This is a genomic window from Geodermatophilus bullaregiensis (genome assembly GCF_016907675.1).
Lineage (GTDB): Bacteria > Actinomycetota > Actinomycetes > Mycobacteriales > Geodermatophilaceae > Geodermatophilus > Geodermatophilus bullaregiensis.
Genome location: NZ_JAFBCJ010000001.1, coordinates 4,671,314 through 4,688,686, shown reverse-complemented (window position 1 = coordinate 4,688,686; position 17,373 = coordinate 4,671,314). Strand labels below are relative to the sequence as shown.

The 17,373-nt window shown below is 74.9% G+C and carries 17 protein-coding genes; 5 read left to right on the top strand and 12 right to left on the bottom strand.

Annotated elements, in window-relative coordinates; translation table 11 throughout:
• The first annotated feature begins 132 nt into the window (after positions 1-132).
• Positions 133-630, top strand: a complete 498-nt coding sequence (locus JOD57_RS22430) for a hypothetical protein (protein WP_204694043.1) — start codon at positions 133-135, stop codon at positions 628-630.
• A gap of 112 nt (positions 631-742) precedes the next feature.
• Here the strand turns inward: JOD57_RS22430 and JOD57_RS22425 are convergent, their stop codons facing one another.
• The 3 genes from JOD57_RS22425 to JOD57_RS22415 form a co-directional block, all read right to left on the bottom strand.
• A complete protein-coding gene (locus tag JOD57_RS22425) occupies positions 743-1,630 on the bottom strand; it encodes a glycerophosphodiester phosphodiesterase (protein WP_204694042.1) in 888 nt (295 codons plus the stop codon).
• A gap of 286 nt (positions 1,631-1,916) precedes the next feature.
• Positions 1,917-2,435 (bottom strand): hemerythrin domain-containing protein, encoded by a 519-nt coding sequence (locus tag JOD57_RS22420; RefSeq protein ID WP_204694041.1) that lies wholly within the window; start codon positions 2,433-2,435, stop codon positions 1,917-1,919.
• Positions 2,436-2,684: 249 nt separating this feature from the next.
• A complete protein-coding gene (locus tag JOD57_RS22415) occupies positions 2,685-3,515 on the bottom strand; it encodes an oxidoreductase (protein ID WP_204694040.1) in 831 nt (276 codons plus the stop codon).
• Positions 3,516-3,836: 321 nt separating this feature from the next.
• Between JOD57_RS22415 and JOD57_RS22410 the strand changes: the two genes are divergently transcribed.
• Positions 3,837-5,237, top strand: coding sequence for a glucose-6-phosphate dehydrogenase (locus JOD57_RS22410; protein ID WP_204694039.1), 1,401 nt, complete (start codon positions 3,837-3,839; stop codon positions 5,235-5,237).
• A gap of 182 nt (positions 5,238-5,419) precedes the next feature.
• On the opposite strand, the gene JOD57_RS22405 is transcribed toward JOD57_RS22410, so the two are convergent.
• Entirely contained in the window at positions 5,420-5,836 is a 417-nt protein-coding gene (locus tag JOD57_RS22405; protein WP_204694038.1) for a PIN domain nuclease, read from the bottom strand.
• Complete coding sequence (locus JOD57_RS22400; protein ID WP_204694037.1) at positions 5,833-6,039, bottom strand: DUF2191 domain-containing protein; 207 nt, start codon at positions 6,037-6,039, stop codon at positions 5,833-5,835. The genes JOD57_RS22405 and JOD57_RS22400 overlap by 4 nt, the downstream gene beginning before the upstream one ends.
• Before the next feature lie 203 nt (positions 6,040-6,242).
• On the opposite strand from JOD57_RS22400, the gene JOD57_RS22395 reads away from it, so the two are divergent.
• The 3 genes from JOD57_RS22395 (at position 6,243) to JOD57_RS22385 (ending at position 9,591) form a co-directional block, all read left to right on the top strand.
• Positions 6,243-7,214 carry a quinone oxidoreductase family protein gene (locus JOD57_RS22395; RefSeq protein ID WP_204694036.1) on the top strand — a complete coding sequence of 324 codons (972 nt, stop codon included), beginning with the start codon at positions 6,243-6,245 and terminating at the stop codon, positions 7,212-7,214.
• Positions 7,215-7,417: 203 nt separating this feature from the next.
• The gene (locus JOD57_RS22390; protein ID WP_204694035.1) at positions 7,418-8,113 is read left to right on the top strand and encodes a hypothetical protein; all 696 of its coding nucleotides are present in this window, start codon (positions 7,418-7,420) and stop codon (positions 8,111-8,113) included.
• The gene (locus JOD57_RS22385; protein WP_204694034.1) at positions 8,110-9,591 is read left to right on the top strand and encodes a glycosyltransferase family 2 protein; all 1,482 of its coding nucleotides are present in this window, start codon (positions 8,110-8,112) and stop codon (positions 9,589-9,591) included. Before JOD57_RS22390 ends, JOD57_RS22385 begins: the two co-directional genes overlap by 4 nt.
• 82 nt (positions 9,592-9,673) lie before the next feature.
• Here JOD57_RS22385 and JOD57_RS22380 read toward each other — a convergent pair whose 3' ends face one another.
• From JOD57_RS22380 to JOD57_RS22350, 7 genes are all read right to left on the bottom strand, one after another.
• Positions 9,674-10,072, bottom strand: a complete 399-nt coding sequence (locus JOD57_RS22380; protein WP_239573008.1) for a maleylpyruvate isomerase family mycothiol-dependent enzyme — start codon at positions 10,070-10,072, stop codon at positions 9,674-9,676.
• Positions 10,073-10,083: 11 nt separating this feature from the next.
• A complete protein-coding gene (locus JOD57_RS22375; RefSeq protein WP_204694033.1) occupies positions 10,084-10,482 on the bottom strand; it encodes a DinB family protein in 399 nt (132 codons plus the stop codon).
• 6 nt (positions 10,483-10,488) lie between these two features.
• On the bottom strand, positions 10,489-11,448 hold the full coding sequence (locus tag JOD57_RS22370; protein ID WP_204694032.1) for a VWA domain-containing protein: 960 nt from the start codon (positions 11,446-11,448) through the stop codon (positions 10,489-10,491).
• A gap of 34 nt (positions 11,449-11,482) precedes the next feature.
• Positions 11,483-12,544, bottom strand: coding sequence for a DUF58 domain-containing protein (locus tag JOD57_RS22365; protein ID WP_307824865.1), 1,062 nt, complete (start codon positions 12,542-12,544; stop codon positions 11,483-11,485).
• Positions 12,541-13,824, bottom strand: a complete 1,284-nt coding sequence (locus JOD57_RS22360) for an AAA family ATPase (protein WP_307824864.1) — start codon at positions 13,822-13,824, stop codon at positions 12,541-12,543. Before JOD57_RS22360 ends, JOD57_RS22365 begins: the two co-directional genes overlap by 4 nt.
• A 302-nt stretch (positions 13,825-14,126) precedes the next feature.
• Complete coding sequence (locus JOD57_RS22355) at positions 14,127-15,584, bottom strand: C40 family peptidase (protein ID WP_307824863.1); 1,458 nt, start codon at positions 15,582-15,584, stop codon at positions 14,127-14,129.
• 202 nt (positions 15,585-15,786) lie between these two features.
• The gene (locus JOD57_RS22350; protein WP_204694031.1) at positions 15,787-17,322 is read right to left on the bottom strand and encodes an AMP-binding protein; all 1,536 of its coding nucleotides are present in this window, start codon (positions 17,320-17,322) and stop codon (positions 15,787-15,789) included.
• Between the last annotated feature and the right edge of the window lie 51 nt (positions 17,323-17,373).

Sequence of the window (17,373 nt, the reverse complement as noted above, 5' to 3'; positions counted from 1 at the left end):
GGTGCCGGCCCGGCTCCGGCGGGGGACGACCGGACGGCGCCCCGGCTCGATGCGGTCAGCGCCGCCGACCGGCTCGCTGGGTACCGCGTCGTCCAGCGCGTGCCGTCGCAGGTCGTGCGGCAGGCTGGCCGGGTGAGCGAAGCGGAGCTGCGCGGCCTGGTCGGGTGGCGCGTGCAGGACGCCACGCCCGAGGCCCGCGCGGGGCGGGTGCTCGGCGCCGTCCTGCACGCCGTCTCCGCCGTGGTCACCCTGGGCGCGGACGCTGCCGGTGGTGCCCGCCGCCCGACCTGGACGGTGCCCACGGACCCGGCCGCCTACCTGGACCTGGGCGTCGTCCGGCTGCACTGGCCGGCCTCCTCCCCGGGCGAGTCGGTGGCGGCCTCACGGGAGGGCGTCTGGGTGGTCGCACCGGGACGCCCGCCCCGGGCGCTGCCGGTCGGGTCGTGGCAGGTGCTCCGCGCCGTGCCGGGCAGCGGCTCCCGGCGGCCACGGCAGGCCGGTGCGCCGTGGCAGCTCGAGGTCAGCGACGGCACCGGCACCGGGTCGCTCACCGGCGCCTGGCTCGCGCTCGCCTGGATCGGCGCCCTGGCCGGCTGGCCCGAGCCGGCCGGTCCCGGCGGCAGCACCTGACCGACAGCGGCTCCTCCGCCACCGCGGCACCGCGGGTGCCGGTCGCGCTCGGCCTCACGTACCTGGTCTGCCGTCGTGCACCCGCCGATCGTGTCGGACGTCCCGACGACGGTCAGCCCGTGCTCATCGAGGGCCGCGGTCCGTCCCGCCCCAGGAGGTGCATCAGCACCGCGGCCTCGTCCGTGATGATCGCGTCGACCCCCAGGGACAGCGCGAGGTGCATGTCGCGTGGACGGTTGACCACCCACACGTGGACCTGCAGGCCGGCCCGGTGCAGCCGTCGGACCAGGCCCGGGTCCTGGCGCAACAACGCGAGCGACGGACCGACGGCGGTGCCGGCCGGGAGGACGGTCCGCGTCCGCGTCCGCGGCAGCATCTGGCGGACCAGGTGCACGGTGGGGAGGTCCGGCGCCAGGACACGCACCCGCCGCAGTGCCGTCGGGGAGAAGCTCATGACCCGGACCGCCGGACGCCCCGACCACTCGAGCGGACGCCCGCCAGCGAGCAGCCCGAACCGCCGGAGGCTCGTGAGCAGGGCCACCTCGACCTGGCCGGCGTGACGGGTCGGGTGCTTGGTCTCGATCGCCAGCCGCACGCGCCCGGGCGAGGCCGTCACGTAGTCGAGCAACCGGTCCAGGGTCAGCACCCGCCCGGCGTCCTGGTCGGCCTCTTCGTCGTCGTCCTCCTCGACCGCGGGACGCGGCGGGCGGCCCCGGATCGCGGCGCCCCGTGGTCGCCGGTGGACGACGCGGTGCTGCTCCAGCTCGGCGAGGTCCAGCGCCGACACCACACCGCGGCCCGTGGACGTCCGGTTGATGCGGCGGTCGTGCACGCAGACGAGGACGCCGTCGCGGGTCATCCGGACGTCGCACTCCACGGCGTCCGCCCCCAGGGTCAGCGCCTGCTGATAGGCCGCGAGGGTGTGCTCGGGGGCCTTCGCCGAGACGCCGCGGTGGGCGACGACCTCGATCTCGGACGGTGCCCGCGGCAGCAGGCTCACGACGTCCCCGCCGCGGCGCCACCGAACCCAGTACGGGGCACGCGGTCTCCTCGAACGCTCTGAGCACCAGGCGCGAGCACCAGGTCGCTGTCGTCCGGCCCCAGGACCCACGTCCTGCCGCCGCTGGCACCGGCGACTACCCGGCGTCCGCCGGGCGACACGTGCGCCGTCGCCCGGGACGCGGTCGGCCACCGGGGTCCCCCGCCCGGCGCACCACCGCGCCCCCGAGCGATGGCGGCCAGGTGTCCGGCCGGACGGCCAGCAGCCTGGGAGAGGGGCGGCGTGCTCAGAGGGACGGGTCGCCCTCCGGCACCTCGGTCGCGACCACCTCGGCCACCTCCGCGTCCTCGCCGGACAGCCCCTCGGCCTGCTCGTGCTCGTCGTGGAACGCCAGCCAGCGCATCCCGAGGGCCTCGCGCTGCTCGTCGTCGACGGCCTCCTTGAACGGGGGGAAGAAGTCCGTCTCCTCCTCGGCCATGTGGTCGGCGTTGACCTGCCGCGCGGTGCGCACCGCCTCCCACCACGCCTCGCTGCCGACCTCGTGCTCCTCGACGGCGGCCGCAGCGTGCCGGATCTCGTTGTGGTCGTGCACACCCTCCGCCGTCTCCTGCTCGCCCCCCGCCTCCTGGGCGAGCAGCGGGTAGAACAGCTGCTCCTCGGCGACGGCGTGCACCTCCAGCTTGGCGTGCAGTGCCTCCCACGCGGCGGCGAGCTCCTGGCCGGACAGGTCCTCGAGCGCTGAGAACTCCCGCCGGAAGACCTCGTGCTCGGCCAGGACGAGGGCGGTGATCTCGAAGTCGGACATGCGGGACGCCTACCCGTACCGAGGGGGCGGTAGGCGGATGGAGCGGGCCGGCCCGGTGCTCGACCACCCGACGGCGACGGCGCGCGGTGCAGGTGGGAGGTGCCCGGTACGACGCCTTCAGGTCCCCGACGGCAGCACCGAGCCCGTCGTCGGCGACGTCTCCGGTCACGATCAGGGGCCGTCGCGGTCATGGCGCAGGTGCGGAACGTGCTGCGCGGGATCGTCCACCCGATGGTGGCGCGCTGGGGATCAGTCCTGGAAGTCGGTGCTGGCGCTCAGCTCCTCCCACTCATCGGCCTCGGCGAGGGCCGTGCCGAGCACCCGCCGGTAGCTGGTCAGGGCGTCGCTGCCCAGCAGCAGCACCGCCGGCGGATCGGCGGCCTCCACGGCGGTGAGGATGGCCCGGCCGGCGCGCGCCGGGTCGCCTGGCTGGGTCCCGTGCGTCGTGTCGTGTTCCCTGCGTCGCTTGCCCGCCGTCTCGGCATAGTCGTCGATCACGGTCCGGGACTGGGTCAGCGAGCGACCGGAGAAGTCCGTGCGGAATCCGCCGGGCTCGACGACCGTCACCGAGATGCCCAGCGGTCGCAGCTCGCCGCGCAGGGAGCCGGACATCCCCTCGAGTGCCGCTTTCGCCGCCGCGTAGTAGCCGGATCCCGGTGGGGTGACCTGCGCCCCGATCGACGAGACGTTGACGATCGCCCCCGCACGGCGCGCCCGCATGCCGGGCAGCACCGCCTTGATCATGGTCACCGACCCGAAGAAGTGGGTCTCGAACAAGGCACGGACGTCGGCGTCCTCACCTTCCTCGACCGCGGCGCGGTACCCGTATCCGGCGTTGTTGACCACGACGTCGACGGCGCCGAAGCGATCCTCGGCCTGTCGACAGACAGCTGCCGCTCGCGCCGGGTCGGTGACGTCCAGCGCCGCCCCCAGCACGCGATCCGGAGCCAGCTCCACGAGGTCGGCGACCTTGGCCTCGTCTCGCGCGGTGACCACGGCGTGGTGGCCGGCCCCGATGACTGCTTCGGCAAGGGCTCGACCGAGCCCGCTCGAGCAGCCGGTGATGAGCCAGGTGGACATGCTGTTCCTCCCCGAGGGTGGTCCTGTGCGGGCTGTCGAGGCCCAGACGGTCGACCGCGACCGCTCCCGGTCTGCCGGCAGGTTCCCCAGCCGAGAACGGTCCCAACCACACGGGGCAGCCGCTGACGGGCGGTCCACTGCGCACCGGTCGCCCTGTGCGCGGACGGCTTCCCCGGCCGCGTGGACGCCGGCCGCGTGGACGCCGGTCGCGGGGCTCGGGGAGGATGGCGGCGCCATGGTCACAGCCCCGCCGCCCCGGCGACCGGACCCATGGCCCGGGTGCAGTCGACCCCCGGCCGTCACCGTGCTCCGGGAGTACCGGTGATCGGCCGGTTGCTCCTGCTCGGTGCCACGGGCGACCTCGCCGGGCGGTTCCTGCTGCCTGCGCTCGCCCGGCTGTCGGCCGACGGCCGGATACCCGACGGCCTGCAGGTCGTGGGCGGCGCCGTGCAGGACTGGGACGACCGGACGTTCCGATCCCACGTGGCCACCCGACTGCGCGAGCACGCCGGGGACGTACCGACCGCGGTACGGGACGCGCTGGTCGGTCGCCTGCGGTACCGGGCGGTCGACCCCGGAGCCGCCGGCACCGTCGCCGCCGCGGCGCGGGCCTTCGACGGCGGCGACGGCGCCGCTGACCGCGCGCCGGTAGCCGTCTACCTGGCCCTGCCCCCCGCGCTGTTCCCCGCGATGCTGGGCGCGCTCGGTGACGCGGACCTGCCGGCCGGCAGCCGCATCGCGGTGGAGAAGCCGTTCGGCGTCGATCTGGCGAGCGCAGTGGCACTGAACGACCTGCTCGCCCGCGTGACCGGCGGCGTCGAGGAGGCTGCGTTCCGCGTCGACCACTTCCTCGGGATGCCCACGGTGCAGGCGCTGCTGGACCTGCGCGCGCCCGGCCGCTCGCTGGCACCCGTCTGGGACGGTGCCTCCATCGCGGAGGTCGACGTGCTGTGGGAGGAGACGCTGGGGCTCGAGGGCCGAGCGGACTTCTACGACCGGACCGGTGCCGTCAGGGACGTGATGCAGAACCACATGCTCCAGGTCCTGACCCTCGTCGCGATGGAGCTGCCGGCTCGGCCGACCGAGGGCGACCTGCACGCGGCCAAGCTGGAGCTGCTGCGGTCGGTCCGCGTGCTCTCCGCCGCGGAGGTCCCCGTCCGGACCCGACGGGCGCGCTACACCGCCGGGACACTGAGCGGGACAGGCACCACCATCGGTCGGACCGTGCCCGGGTACACCGACGAGGACGGCGTCGACCCCGCTCGCGGCACCGAGACCTACGCCGAGGTGCTCCTGGAGCTGGACACCCCTCGGTGGACCGGCACCCGGTTCGTGCTGCGCACCGGAAAGGCACTCGGGACGCCCCGCAAGGGAGTCGTCCTCTCCTTCCGGACCGCCGCGCCGGCGTGCGACCCGTGCGACGCCGAGCGGGTGGCGGCCGACCGGTTGTGGATCGAGCTGGACGCGCCGGAGGAAGGCCGGCAGCCCGGTGTGCAGGTGGCAGCCCCGGGCGAGCGCACCGCGTACGGCCAGGTCCTGACCGACCTCCTGTCCGGCGGTGGCCGACTCTCGGTGAGCGGCGAGGAGGCGGAGCAGGCCTGGCGGATCGTCGATCCGGTCCTGCAGGCGTGGGCGCAGGACGCCGTGCCGATGCTGGAGTACCCCGCCGGCGCGGCCGGCCCTCCCCCGCTCGAGGGGACCGCCGACTCGAGGCGGTGGTGAGCATTCCGAGGAAGGCCAGCAGCTCCACGAGGTCCCGGAAGCCGGCGTGGACGTCGCCGACACCCACCAGACCCTGTCCTGAGAGGTACGTCAGCAGCACGGGAGGGGCACGCAGATGTCCCGCGGCGTGGAGATCCGAACTCCCCTCGGACACCGGCTGCCGCCCACCTCCGATGTGTGCGCTACGCGGTTCCTCGTGGCAGGACCCATCGATGCTCGAACGCGAGCACCTCGGCAGCGATCTGGAAGTCGCTGTCGTAGTGCAGGACCGTCATCCCGTGCTCGGCTGCCAGCACGGCGGTCAACAGGTCGGCGATGCCGACCGCTCGGTGCCGCCCGGTCCGAGCCAGGACGCGCTGCGCGTCGAACGCACGTCGCCAGTGGACGTCGTCGGTCGGCAGGTACTCATACGCCTCGCGGCGGTCGGCCCGCACCTGCTCGTACTCCGCGGGGCTCCGCGCGCTGTAGAGCGCCTCGGCCTCCAAGGGAGCGCAGGTGGCCACCAGACCGCCTGTGATCAGCGGCTCCAACCGATCGGCAACGGCGGCCAGCCGCATCCGGGCCGCCGCGCTGGTGTCGATGAGGAAGCGGGCGATCACCGCCACACGTCAGCTCGCTCGGTGGGATCCGTCATCGCTTCGAGTCCGCCCTCACGCAGCCAGGCCACTTGGCGCGCTCGTGCGCCTGCGCTCGCCGCCTGTCGCAACGCGGCGCGGACGGTGTCCGACACCCCGGTCGTGTTCAACTCGCGTTGGGCCACAGCCAACAGCTCGTCGTCGAGGTCGATCAAGCGCTTCGTCACCGGGGAGACCCCTTGCGGTCGCTGTATATGTACGAACTCGGTGAAGTATATGCCGCGGCGTGCTCGGAGGCGCCTGGCCCGCTCCCCCGACAGCAGGCCCACAGGCGCGACCGGCGCCTACGCCCGGCCGTGTCAGGGGGGATGACACCCGGCCGTCCGGGCCGTGCACGGTCCCAACTGCTCGCCCTCCTAGCCTCAAGCGCATGCGAGCCGTGCAGATCACCCGCTTCGGCGGCCCCGAGGTCCTCGACGTCGTCGACCTCCCCGACCCCGTCCCCGGCGACGGCCAGCAGCTCTACGAGGTCTCAGCGGCCGGCGTCAACTTCGCCGACACCCACCAGACCGAGGACAGCTACCTCGCGCCGCAGCAGCTGCCGCTGGTCCCGGGCGCGGAGTTCGTCGGCCGTCCGGCCGGGGGCGGCGAGCGCGTCGTGGGTCTGCTCGAGGGCGGCGGGTACGCCGAGAAGGTGGTCGCCAACCCGCGGCTGACCTGGGCGGTGCCCGACGCGGTCACCGACGAGCAGGCCCTCGCCGTCGTCCTGCAGGGCGCCACCGCGTGGCACCTGCTGCGCACCAGCGCACACCTCGCCGCCGGGGAGTCCGTCGTCGTCATCGCCGGTGCCGGCGGAGTGGGCTCGCTCGCCGTCCAGCTGGCCCGCCGCTGGGGCGCCGGGCGGGTCATCGCCACGGCCTCGAGCCCGGAGAAGCGCGCGCTGGCCGAGGAGCTCGGCGCCGACGCCACCGTCGACCCCGCCCTCGCCGACGACGACCCGAAGACCTTCGCCGCCGCGCTGCGCGAGGCCAACGGCGGCAGCCGGGTCGACGTCGTCCTGGAGATGACCGGCGGCAACGTCTTCGACGGGTCGCTGTCCGCGCTGGCGCCCTTCGGCCGGCTGGTCGCCTACGGCATGGCCGGCCGCCGTCCGCCCAAGCCGGTGCAGGCGCCCGCGCTCATGGGCACCAGCCGCGCGGTGATCGGCTTCTGGCTAGCCCACTGCATGAGCCGCCCGTCGATGATGGACGACGCCATGACCGAGCTGCTGCCGCTCGTGGCCGACGGCGCCCTGGAGCCCGTCGGCGGCGGCCGGTACCCGCTGACCGCCGTCCGCGAGGCGCACCAGGACCTGCTGGCCCGCCGCACCACCGGCAAGCTCGTCCTCGACCCCTCCCGCTGAGGTCCGCCCCGGGGCGGTGACGCTGCGCAGGCGCACCGCCCCGGGCCCTCCCGCTCCAGGTGAGCCCCCTCCCCCCGACGGGTTGGAGGGGCTCCCCGCACGCCCTGCCGGCGACATACGGTCGATCCCGTTCGCAGTCGGGGGTGTGCAACGGCGCCCGGTCCCCCTGCGGTCTTCCAATCGCTTCCCGAGGGGGGACCCCCGTGCCCGAAGGCACACCTGGACCGCGCACGTCCGCGGTCCGCACCACGGCGGCCCGTGCGGCCGCGCTCGCGCTGTCGGCGGCCCTGCTGGCCGGCTGCCAGCTGCCCGACGTCAGCATGAGCCCCGACCTGCCGACCGGCGACGACGTCGCCGCCGCGTCGGAGACCGCCCGGCCCACCGCGGCCAGGCGCACCGCCGCCACCGCCGCGGTCGCGGCGGCGCCGTCCACCCCGGACCGGCCGGCCGGTGACCTGGACAGCGGCTCGCTCACCCGCACCCTGCCGGCCGGTGACCGCACCGTCGTCGTCGACTACTGGACCGCCGACCAGGCGACCACGTGGACCGCCGAGGACGACAAGACGATCCAGCTCGCCGCGCACGTCGAGGGCGGCGACACCGGCGACTCCCGCGGTGACGAGACCCCCGAGGTGCTGGTCACCCGCTTCGCCGTCACCGGCGACGACGGCACCACCCGGACGCTGGTCACCGAGGACCGCGGCGAGTTCGCCCTCACCCCGCCGTTCAGCTACACGACCGCGCTGTCGCTGCCCGGGGCGCCGTCGGCCGCCACCGCGCTGAGCCTCTCGGTCCAGTTCGACCTGCTGGTCGAGACCGAGCCGGGCTCGGCGCGCTACTACCGCCAGACCGTGCTCGACACCCTCGAGCTCCCGCTCCTCCAGGAGGACCCCTCGTGACCCAGCTCGTCATCCAGGGCCAGCGGCGGGCGACCGACCGCGTGCACCTGCTCGCCCGCGGCGGCCAGTCCGTCCCGGACATCAGCTCGCTGGTGCCCGAGGAGTTCGGCGGCCCGCAGGCCCGGGACGAGCAGCGGCACGCCACGATCAGCTGCGTCATCCCGGCCTACAACGAGGAGTCGACGATCGCCGACGTCCTCACCTCGCTGCTGTCGCAGACCCGACCGCCGGACGCGATCCACGTCGTCATCAACAACACCGACGACGACACCCCGGAGATCGCCGGCCAGTTCGTCGGCGAGCACGTCCGCGTGGTCAAGGGCGAGAGCTACCTGACCGTCGTCCACGTGCACGACATCGGCGAGAACCCCGACAAGAAGGTCGGCGCGCTCAACTTCGGCTACTTCGTCAGCCGCGGCTACGACTACATCCTCGGCGTCGACGGCGACACCACCCTCGACCGCCGCTGCGTCGAGTGGCTGGAGAAGGAGATGGTCACCGACCCGCGCATCGGCGGGCTCTCGGCCATCTACACCTTCGACAAGACCCGGGTGCGCGGCGCGATGGCGAGGTTCCTCGTCGCCGGCCAGCGGGCGCAGTTCGCCGGCTTCAACATGGACAACCTGGTCCGCGGCCGGAACATGGCGGTGCTCGGCGGGCAGTGCAGCCTGTTCAGCGTCCGCGCGCTGGAGGCGGTCATGTACCGCCACCACCAGTCCGCCCCGTGGGTGCGCGACTCCGAGGTCGAGGACTCCAAGCTCTCGCTGCAGATCAAGGACGCCGGCTTCAGCACCAAGATCAGCGCCCACGCCCGGGCGTTCGTCGGCCCGATGACCACGCTGCGGGCGCTGCACGGCCAGCAGGTGAAGTGGAACTTCGGCGGCATCGACCTGCTGTGGCCCGGTCAGCGCGGCGACAGCAAGGGCCAGCCGCTGCACCCCAACCTGCGGCTGCGCTGGTACGAGAACGTCTCGATGCTGTTCAACATCAGCGCCCGCATGGGGTTCCTGCTGCTGCTGGCCGCCGCCCTGTCGATCGACGCGTTCGTCTTCAACCCGGTCTGGCTGATCCCGCCGGCGGTGGCGATGCTGCTCAACCTGCGCATCGCGCTGTCGATGCACGACAAGAGCGCCGTCGACATCTTCTACGCGCTGCTGATCGCCCCGGCGGAGCTGTACATGTGGGTCCGCATGGGCCACTTCGTCACCGCGTGGGTGCAGTTCTTCGCCCGGGTGGAGAAGGACAACTGGGCGGCGCAGGCGGCGGCCGAGCGCGGCCGCGGCTCGGCCTACGTCATGCCGGCGGTCTGCGCGCTCGCCACGTTCCTCGTGCTCATCTACGCCTGGAGCCAGCAGAGCATCGGCGTCCAGTCGGCGATCCTGTCGATCGGCTGGCCGGTGCTGTACCTGCTCACGGTGCTGCAGACGGTGTTCATGGTGAAGAAGCTGGTCCGCCGCCAGCGCGGCTTCACGGTGTAGCACTCCCCGTCCCCTGAGGGGACACCACGAGCCCGGGGCCGCCGGGGACAGCGTCGTCCCCGGCGGCCCCGTCGTCGTGCGGTCAGGAGCCGGGCGGACCGGAGGGGGACCGTGGCCGGCGGCCCGGCCCCGGCGGGCCGGCGAACGCCTGGGCGACGTCGAGCCAGTGGTCGGCGACCGGACCGGTGGCCTGCAGCGACAGGTCGGCGCGGTGCCGGCGCTGGGTGACGAGCAGGCAGAAGTCCAGGGCCGGCCCGGTGACGCGGTCGGTGGCCCCGGCCGGGCCCCAGGTCCAGGTGCCGCCGTCGGGTGCGCCGAGCTCCACCCGGACGGGCGTGGCGGGGGGTTCCTCGCCGCGCACGCGGTGGCTCCAGCCGAGGGTGGCGACGCCGAGGTGGGCGACGTGACGCAGCCGGCCGGTGGGTGCCCGGGCGGCCCCGACCGCGTCGACGACGTCCTGGCCGTGCGCCCAGGTCTCCATCAGCCTGGCGGTCACCGAGCGGCGGCGCTCATCGGCGGGCCGTACCAGGGCAGCGGCGTCGCGGGGTCGAGCCCGCCGAACACCCGCAGGTACCCGGCCCGCGCGGTCCGCAGCCAGTCGAGCAGGTCGGCGGGGGAACGGCCGCGGTGGGCGGCGGTGACCCCCTCGACGAGGTCCTCGCCGTCCGCCGTGAGGGCCTCGGCCTGCGCCCGGAAGCCGGCGGGGTCGAGCGCCGCGCGGGTGGCGGCCTCGTCGAAGAAGGCGAGGTGGGCGACCTGGTCGCCGACGCTCCAGCCGGCGGCCGGGGTCGGCGCGGCCCACGCCTCGTCGGGCAGCGCGGCGAGCACCCGGTCGAGGTCGGCGGACTCGGCGGCCAGGTCGGCGACGAGCGCCCGCATGTCCACGCCCATCAGCGGTCAGAACAACCGCTGCAGACGCCAGGCGGCCAGCCCGAGCCCGCAGGCGAGCAGCAGGGTGGCCACCCGCACGAACCAGTACGAGACGTCCTGCGGCTCGGTGGTGTAACCGATCTGGCTGCCCAGGTCGTCGTAGACGGCCTCGAGCTCGGCGCGGGTGCGGGCCTCGTTGTACTGCCCGCCGGTCTCCTCGGCGATCTGCCGCAGCGCGTCGCGGTCGATCGGCACCGGCGTCACCTCGCCGCCGATCTCGATCGAGCCGTAGTCGGTGCCGAAGGCGATGGTCGAGACCTCGACCCCGGCCCCCTGGGCGGCGGCGATCGCCTGGGTGTTCTCGCGGCCCACGGTGTTGTAGCCGTCGGAGAGCAGCAGGATCCGCGCCGGCGGCAGGTCCTCCCCCTCCGCGACGTCGAGCGAGGACTGGAAGGTGCTGATCGTCGTCAGCGAGGTGAAGATCGCCTCGCCGATCGCGGTGGCCTCCGACAGCTCCAGGTTGGAGATGGCGCCGTTGACCTGGTCGCGGTCGGTGGTCGGGGCCACCAGCGTCGAGGCGGTCCCGGAGAACGACACCAGCCCCAGGTTGATCCGCGGCGGCAGCAGCTCGACGAAGTCGGCGGCGGCGTCCTTCATCGCCTCGAACCGGCTGGGCTCGATGTCCTCGGCCTGCATCGACAGCGAGACGTCGAGGGCGAGCACGACCGTCGCGGTCTCGCGCGGCACCCGCACCTCGGTGCTGGGCCGGGCGAGGGAGAGCACCAGCCCGAGCAGCGCGGCCAGCGTCAGGCCGAAGGCCACGTGCCGCACCCAGCCGGCCCGCTTGGGCAGCAGGCTCGACGCCAGCCCGGTCTGGCTGAACCGCGCCGCGTACACCCGGCGGCGCAGCTGCCTGACCACGTACAGGACGGCCAGCGCGACGACGGGGACGAGCGCGGTCAGCCACAGCGGTGACTGGAAGCTCACGGGCGGGCCTCTCTCGTACGGCGGGTCGGGCCGCTCACCGGGACGCCCCTCCGGAGCCGGCTCGTCGGCGGTCGGCGACGAAACGGACGACGTCCATCAGCCAGTCGCGGTCGGTGCGCAGCTGCAGGTGCCCGGCGCCGGCGCGGCGCAGGCCGGTGGCGATCGCCCGGCGCTGCTCGGCGGCGCCCTCGGCGAAGCGGGCGCGGAACCGCGGGTCCCCGGTGGGCACCTCGAGGGTCTGGCCGGACTCGGGGTCGACCACGGTGAGCAGGCCGACGTCGGGCAGCTCGAGCTCGCGCGGGTCGACGACCTCGATGCCCAGCAGCTCGTGCTGGGCCCCCAGCCCGCGCAGCGGGCGCTCCCAGTCGGTGTCGCCGAGGAAGTCGCTGACGACCACCACGAGTCCCCGGCGGCGCGGTGGGCGGCGCAGCGTCTCCAGCGCCGCGGCGAGGTCGCCGCGGCGGCCGCTGGTGGCGCGCGGGGTGGCGACGACGGCGCGCAGCAGCCGGTCCGCGGCCAGCCGCCCGGCCTGCGCCGGGTACCGGTCGACCCGCTCGCCGGTGGTGACGACGGCACCCAGGCGGTTGCCCCCGCGGACGGTGAGGTGGCTGACCGCGGCCAGCCCGGCGATCGCCAGGTCGCGCTTGTCGCACAGCCCGGTGCCGAAGTCGAGGCTGGCGGAGAGGTCGACCACCGCCCACGTCTCCAGCTCGCGGTCGGCGATCGTCTCGCGGACGTGCGGCACCTGCGTGCGCGCCGTGACCGGCCAGTCCATGCGCCGGACGTCGTCACCGGGGTGGTAGGTGCGCGAGTCGCCGGCCTCGGTGCCCGACCCGGGGACCAGGCCCAGGTGGTCGCCCTGCAGGAGCCCGTCGAGCCGCCGCCGGACGGTCAGCTCCAGGCGCTGCAGGAGGACGTCGGCGGGACCCTCACCGAAGTGCGGTGGCGCGCCACCGCCGTTCCCGGGGTCGATGCCCGAGCCGGGTGTGGGCGCGCCGGCGCCGACGAGCGCCAGCCCGACGTCCTCCCCGGCCGGGTCGCCGGCCGCGCCGTCCCCCGCGCCGCCGCCCTTCCTCCGGCCGCGACGGAGGATCACGCCGGCGGGTTCCCGGGGACGTGCCCGTTCCCGCCGGGCTGGCCGGCACCCGGCTGGCCCGGCGCGCCGAACTGACCACCCGGCTGACCGCCCTGGCCGTTCATGCCGGCGGGCGGCTGCGCGACCGGCAGGAACCCCTGGCCGTAGGGCGCGCCCTGCGGCGGTCCGTACTGCGGGGCACCGGGCGGCGGGACGGCCGGGCCGCCCGGGACGGCCGGGCCGTAGCCACCGGCGCGCTGCCGCGGGGCGACCTGCGGCAGCGGCACGGTCTGCAGGATCCGCTTGACCACGTGGTCGGCCGGCACCCCGTCGGCCAGGGCGTCGTAGGACAGCACCAGCCGGTGGCGCAGCACGTCGGCGGTCACGTCGAGGACGTCCTGCGGCAGCACGTAGTCGCGGCCGCGCACCAGCGCCAGGGCACGGCCGGCGGCGATCAGGCCGAGCGAGGCGCGGGGGCTGGCGCCGTAGGACACCCACGAGGCGACGTCGTCCATGCCGTGCTCGCGCGGCTGGCGGGTGGCGACGACGAGCCGGACGACGTAGTCGACCAGCGCGTGGTGCACGAACACCTGCGAGGCGGTGCGCTGCATGCGGCGCAGGTCCTCGGGGCCGAGGACCGTCTCGGCGACCGGCGGGGTCGAGCCCATCCGGTAGATGATCTCGCGCTCCTCCTCCGGGGTCGGGTAGTCGACGAGCACCTTCATGAGGAAGCGGTCGCGCTGGGCCTCGGGCAGCGGGTAGACGCCCTCGGACTCGATCGGGTTCTGCGTGGCGAGCACGAGGAACGGGTCGGGCAGCGGGTGGCTGACGCCGCCGATGGACACCTGCCGCTCGGCCATGACCTCCAGCAGCGCCGACTGCACCTTCGCCGGCGCGCGGTTGATCTCGTCGGTGAGGACGAAGTTGGCGAACACCGGGCCGAGCTCGGTGTCGAAGGCGTCCTGGCCGGCCTTGTAGATGCGGGTGCCGAGGATGTCGGCCGGCACCAGGTCGGGGGTGAACTGCAGGCGGGCGAACCTGCCGCCGACGACGGTGGCCAGCGTCTCCACCGCGAGGGTCTTGGCCACGCCGGGCACGCCCTCGAGGAGGACGTGGCCGCGGGCGAGCAGGGCGACCAGCATGCGCTCGACCAGCCGGTCCTGCCCGACGATCACCCGCTTGATCTCGAACAGCACGCGCTCCAGCCGGGCGGCGTCCGCCGACGGTGGGACCGGGGCCCCGGAGCCCGCGGCGGTGGCGCCGACGGTCTTCTCGAGCGGGGTGCTGGCAGCGCTGGTCACGGGGCTCCCTGTCGTGCCGGTCCGCGGCCCCCGGGCCGTGACGAGCATCGACGCGGGGAGGCCGGTGACGGGACTCCTCGCCCGTCCGGGGCCAGTGTCCCACCCGGAGCTGGGAGTCCGTCCCCTGCGCAGGAGCGCCGCGCCGACGCCGTCCGCGGGCGACACCCCGACCCGGCCACCGGCGGCGACGCGCCCGAGGACCCTGCGGACGCGGCACCGCGGCTGCTAGCGTGGAGGGGCGTCGGGCAGCTCCCCCCGTGGCTGCCCGACGCCCCGACCTCCCGACTCCCTGCGGGGGGTCCTCACCCGGTCGGCCGGACCGCCCCGAAGTAGTCGCTGCCGAACCACATCGACGACACCTTGACGACGTCGCCGCTCTGCGGGGCCTGCACCACCTTGCCGTTCCCGATGTAGAGCGCGACGTGGTAGATCGACGTGTACGAGCTGCCCGAGCTCCAGAACACCAGGTCACCGGCGCGCAGGTCCGCCCGCGCCACGGTCGAGCCGCGGAAGCGCCACCACTGGTCGCGGCTGGTGCCACCGATCTGGATGCCGGCCCGCCCGTAGGCGTACTGGGTCAGCCCCGAGCAGTCGAAGCCGTAGATCCCGGTGTCCGGCGGGATGCCGTAGCTCGGGCCGTTGCTGCCGCCGCCGCCCCAGCTGTAGGGCAGGCCGCGCTGCGACACGGCCGCCGCGACGGCGGTGTCCACGGCCGAGGCCGAGGGCGCGCCGGCCGTGGTCGCCGGTGGCGGCGTCGGGTTCGACGACGGGGTGCCGCTCGTCGCCGAGGAGTTCGCGGACGTCGAGGAGGAGCTGGTCGACGAGCTGGACGACGACGCGCCACCGGAGCTCGGGGACGGGCTGCTCGCCGGAGCCGGAGCCGGAACCGGAGCCGGTGCCGGTGCGGACGACACCGGGGCCGGGGGTGCGGCGGCCGGCCGGGACGCGGCCGCCCGTGCCGCAGCGGCAGCGGCGGCCTCGGCGGCGGCGGCCTCGGCGGCGGCGGCCTCGGCGGCGTCCTGCTCCGCCTGCATCCCGGCGACCTGCTGCCCGGCGGCTCCGGCCCGGGCGGCGAGGGCGTCGCGCTGCTCCGCGAGCGCGGCGGTCTGCTCGCGGGCGGAGACCTCCTGCGCCTGGGCGCCGGCCAGCTGCGTGGCGGCCTGCGCCTGCAGCGACTCGGCCTGCACCGACGCGGCGGCGGCCTGCTCGCGGGCGGTGGTGGCCTGCTCCTGGAGGACGGTCAGCGTGGCGAGGACGTCGGCCCGGTGGGTGCCGGCCGCCTCGAGCAGCGCGGCGCGCTCGATCAGCTGTGCCGGGCCGTCGCTGCTCATGAGCGCGGCGGCACCGGGCGCGGTGGTGCCCTGCACGTAGCTGTCGCGGGCGAAGGCGGCGACGTCGGAGCGGCCGCCGGCCAGGTCGGCGTCGGCCTGCACGACGGCGGCCGCGGCGGCGGCGGCGTCCGCGCGGGCGGCCTCGTAGGCGGCCTGGGTCTCCTCGTAGTCCTGCAGCGCGATCTGCGCCGCCTGGTGCGCGGAGGCGGCAGCCGCCTCGGCGTCGGCCAGCTGCGCGCCGAGCACGCCGACCGCGGCCGCGGCGGCGTCGCGCGCGGCCTCGGCTGCGGCGATCTCGGCGTCGCTGGGGGCCGCGGACGCCACCCCCGGGGTCAGCCCGGCGACGACGAGGCCGGCCAGCACCGTCCCGGCCGCCCGTGCGCCCCAGCGTCGCGCCGTGCGGTGTCGAGTGCGCGCTCGCGTGCCCACGTCCGGCCCCTCCCGGTGCGACCGGCGGACCGGTCGCACGTGCTCTCCGGGCGCCCCCGTGGGCGCCGCTCAGAGCGGGGATCGACCTCGCCGGGAGGCCGGTTGACCACGTCTCCCCCGCAGGGGTGAGCGGGAGGACCCCGTCCTCCCCACCCCTCGCGCGCTCGGGGCGGGGCCCTGGACGGGGCCGGGGTGCTCCGCGCTAGTTCACCTGGCGGTCGGCGTCGGACCAGAAGGCCTCGCGCAGCTTGAACTTCTGGATCTTGCCGGTGGCGGTGCGGGCCAGCTCGCCCCGGAACTCCACCCGCTTGGGGATCTTGTACCCGGCGATCCGGCCGCGGCAGTGGGCGACGATCTCCTCCTCGGTGACCTGCTGGCCCTCGGCGACCACCACCAGGGCGGTGACCATCTCGCCCCACTTCTCGTCGGGGATGCCGATGACGGCGACCTCCGCGACGGCCGGGTGGCTGAAGACCGCGTCCTCGACCTCGATCGACGAGACGTTCTCCCCGCCGGTGATGATCACGTCCTTCTTGCGGTCGGAGATGGTCAGGTAGCCGCCCTCGTCGAGGCTGCCGCCGTCGCCGGTGTGGAACCAGCCGCCCTCGAGCGCCTCGCCGGAGGCGTCGGGGTTCTGCCAGTAGCCGGCGAGCACGGTGTTGCTGCGCACCAGCACCTCGCCGCTCCCACTGGTCTCCAGCCGGGTGCCCAGGGCCGGCACCCCGGCCCGGGACAGCCGCTTGGCGCGCTCCTCCGGCTCGAGGTCGTCGAACTCGGCGCGCGGCCGGTTGACGGTGACCAGCGGGGCGGTCTCGGTCAGGCCGTAGATCTGGTTGAACTCCCAGCCCAGTTCCGCCTCGACCCGCGCGATGGTCTTCGACGGCGGCGGCGCGCCGGCCACGACGATCCGCACCCGGTCGCGGCCGGGGACCTCGCCGTCCCAGTCGGCCGCGGCGTCCAGGACCGCGTTCCACACCGCGGGCGCCCCGGCCATCACCGTCACCCCGTGCTGCTCGACGCGGCGCAGGATCTCCGCGCCGTCGATCTTGCGGATCACCACCTGGCGCGCGCCGAGGCCGGCCATCGTGTACGGCAGCCCCCAGCCGTTGCAGTGGAACATCGGCAGCGTGTGCATGTAGACGTCGCGGTCGCCGACCTGCACGTGCATGCCGAAGGTGACCGCGTTGACCCACTCGTTGCGGTGGGTCATCTGCACGCCCTTGGGCCGGGCCGTCGTCCCGCTGGTGTAGTTGATCGTGGCGGTGGCGTCCTCGTCCGGCTCCGACCACGGCACCGGCTCGGTGTCGTACCGCAGCAGCTGCTCGTACTCCTCGCCGGTGGTGAACCGGTGCTCGGCCTCCACGCTCTTGAGCGAGGCCTCCAGCTCCGGGTCGACGAACAGCACCCGCGCGCCGCTGTGGCCGACGATGTAGCTGACCTCCTCCGGCTGCAGCCGGAAGTTCACCGGGACGACGACCCGCCCGGACGAGGGCAGGGCCAGCAGGCACTCGAGCAGCCGGCCGGCGTTGTGGCTGACGACGGCGATCCGCTCGCCCTCCCCCACGCCGAGCGCGTCGAGCCCGGCCTGCAGCGCCCGTCCGCGGCGGGCCACCTCGCGGTAGGAGACCTCGCCCAGCGACGGTGCCGGCTGGTTCGGCTCGTCGACGATGCCGACCCGGTCGCCGTAGACGAGCTCGGCGCGGTCGAGGAAGTCACGGGTGGTCAAGGGCACGCGCATGCCGGGCTCCCGGTTGCCAGGGCTGCCGGAGGGGCCCGGTCAGCCGCTCGA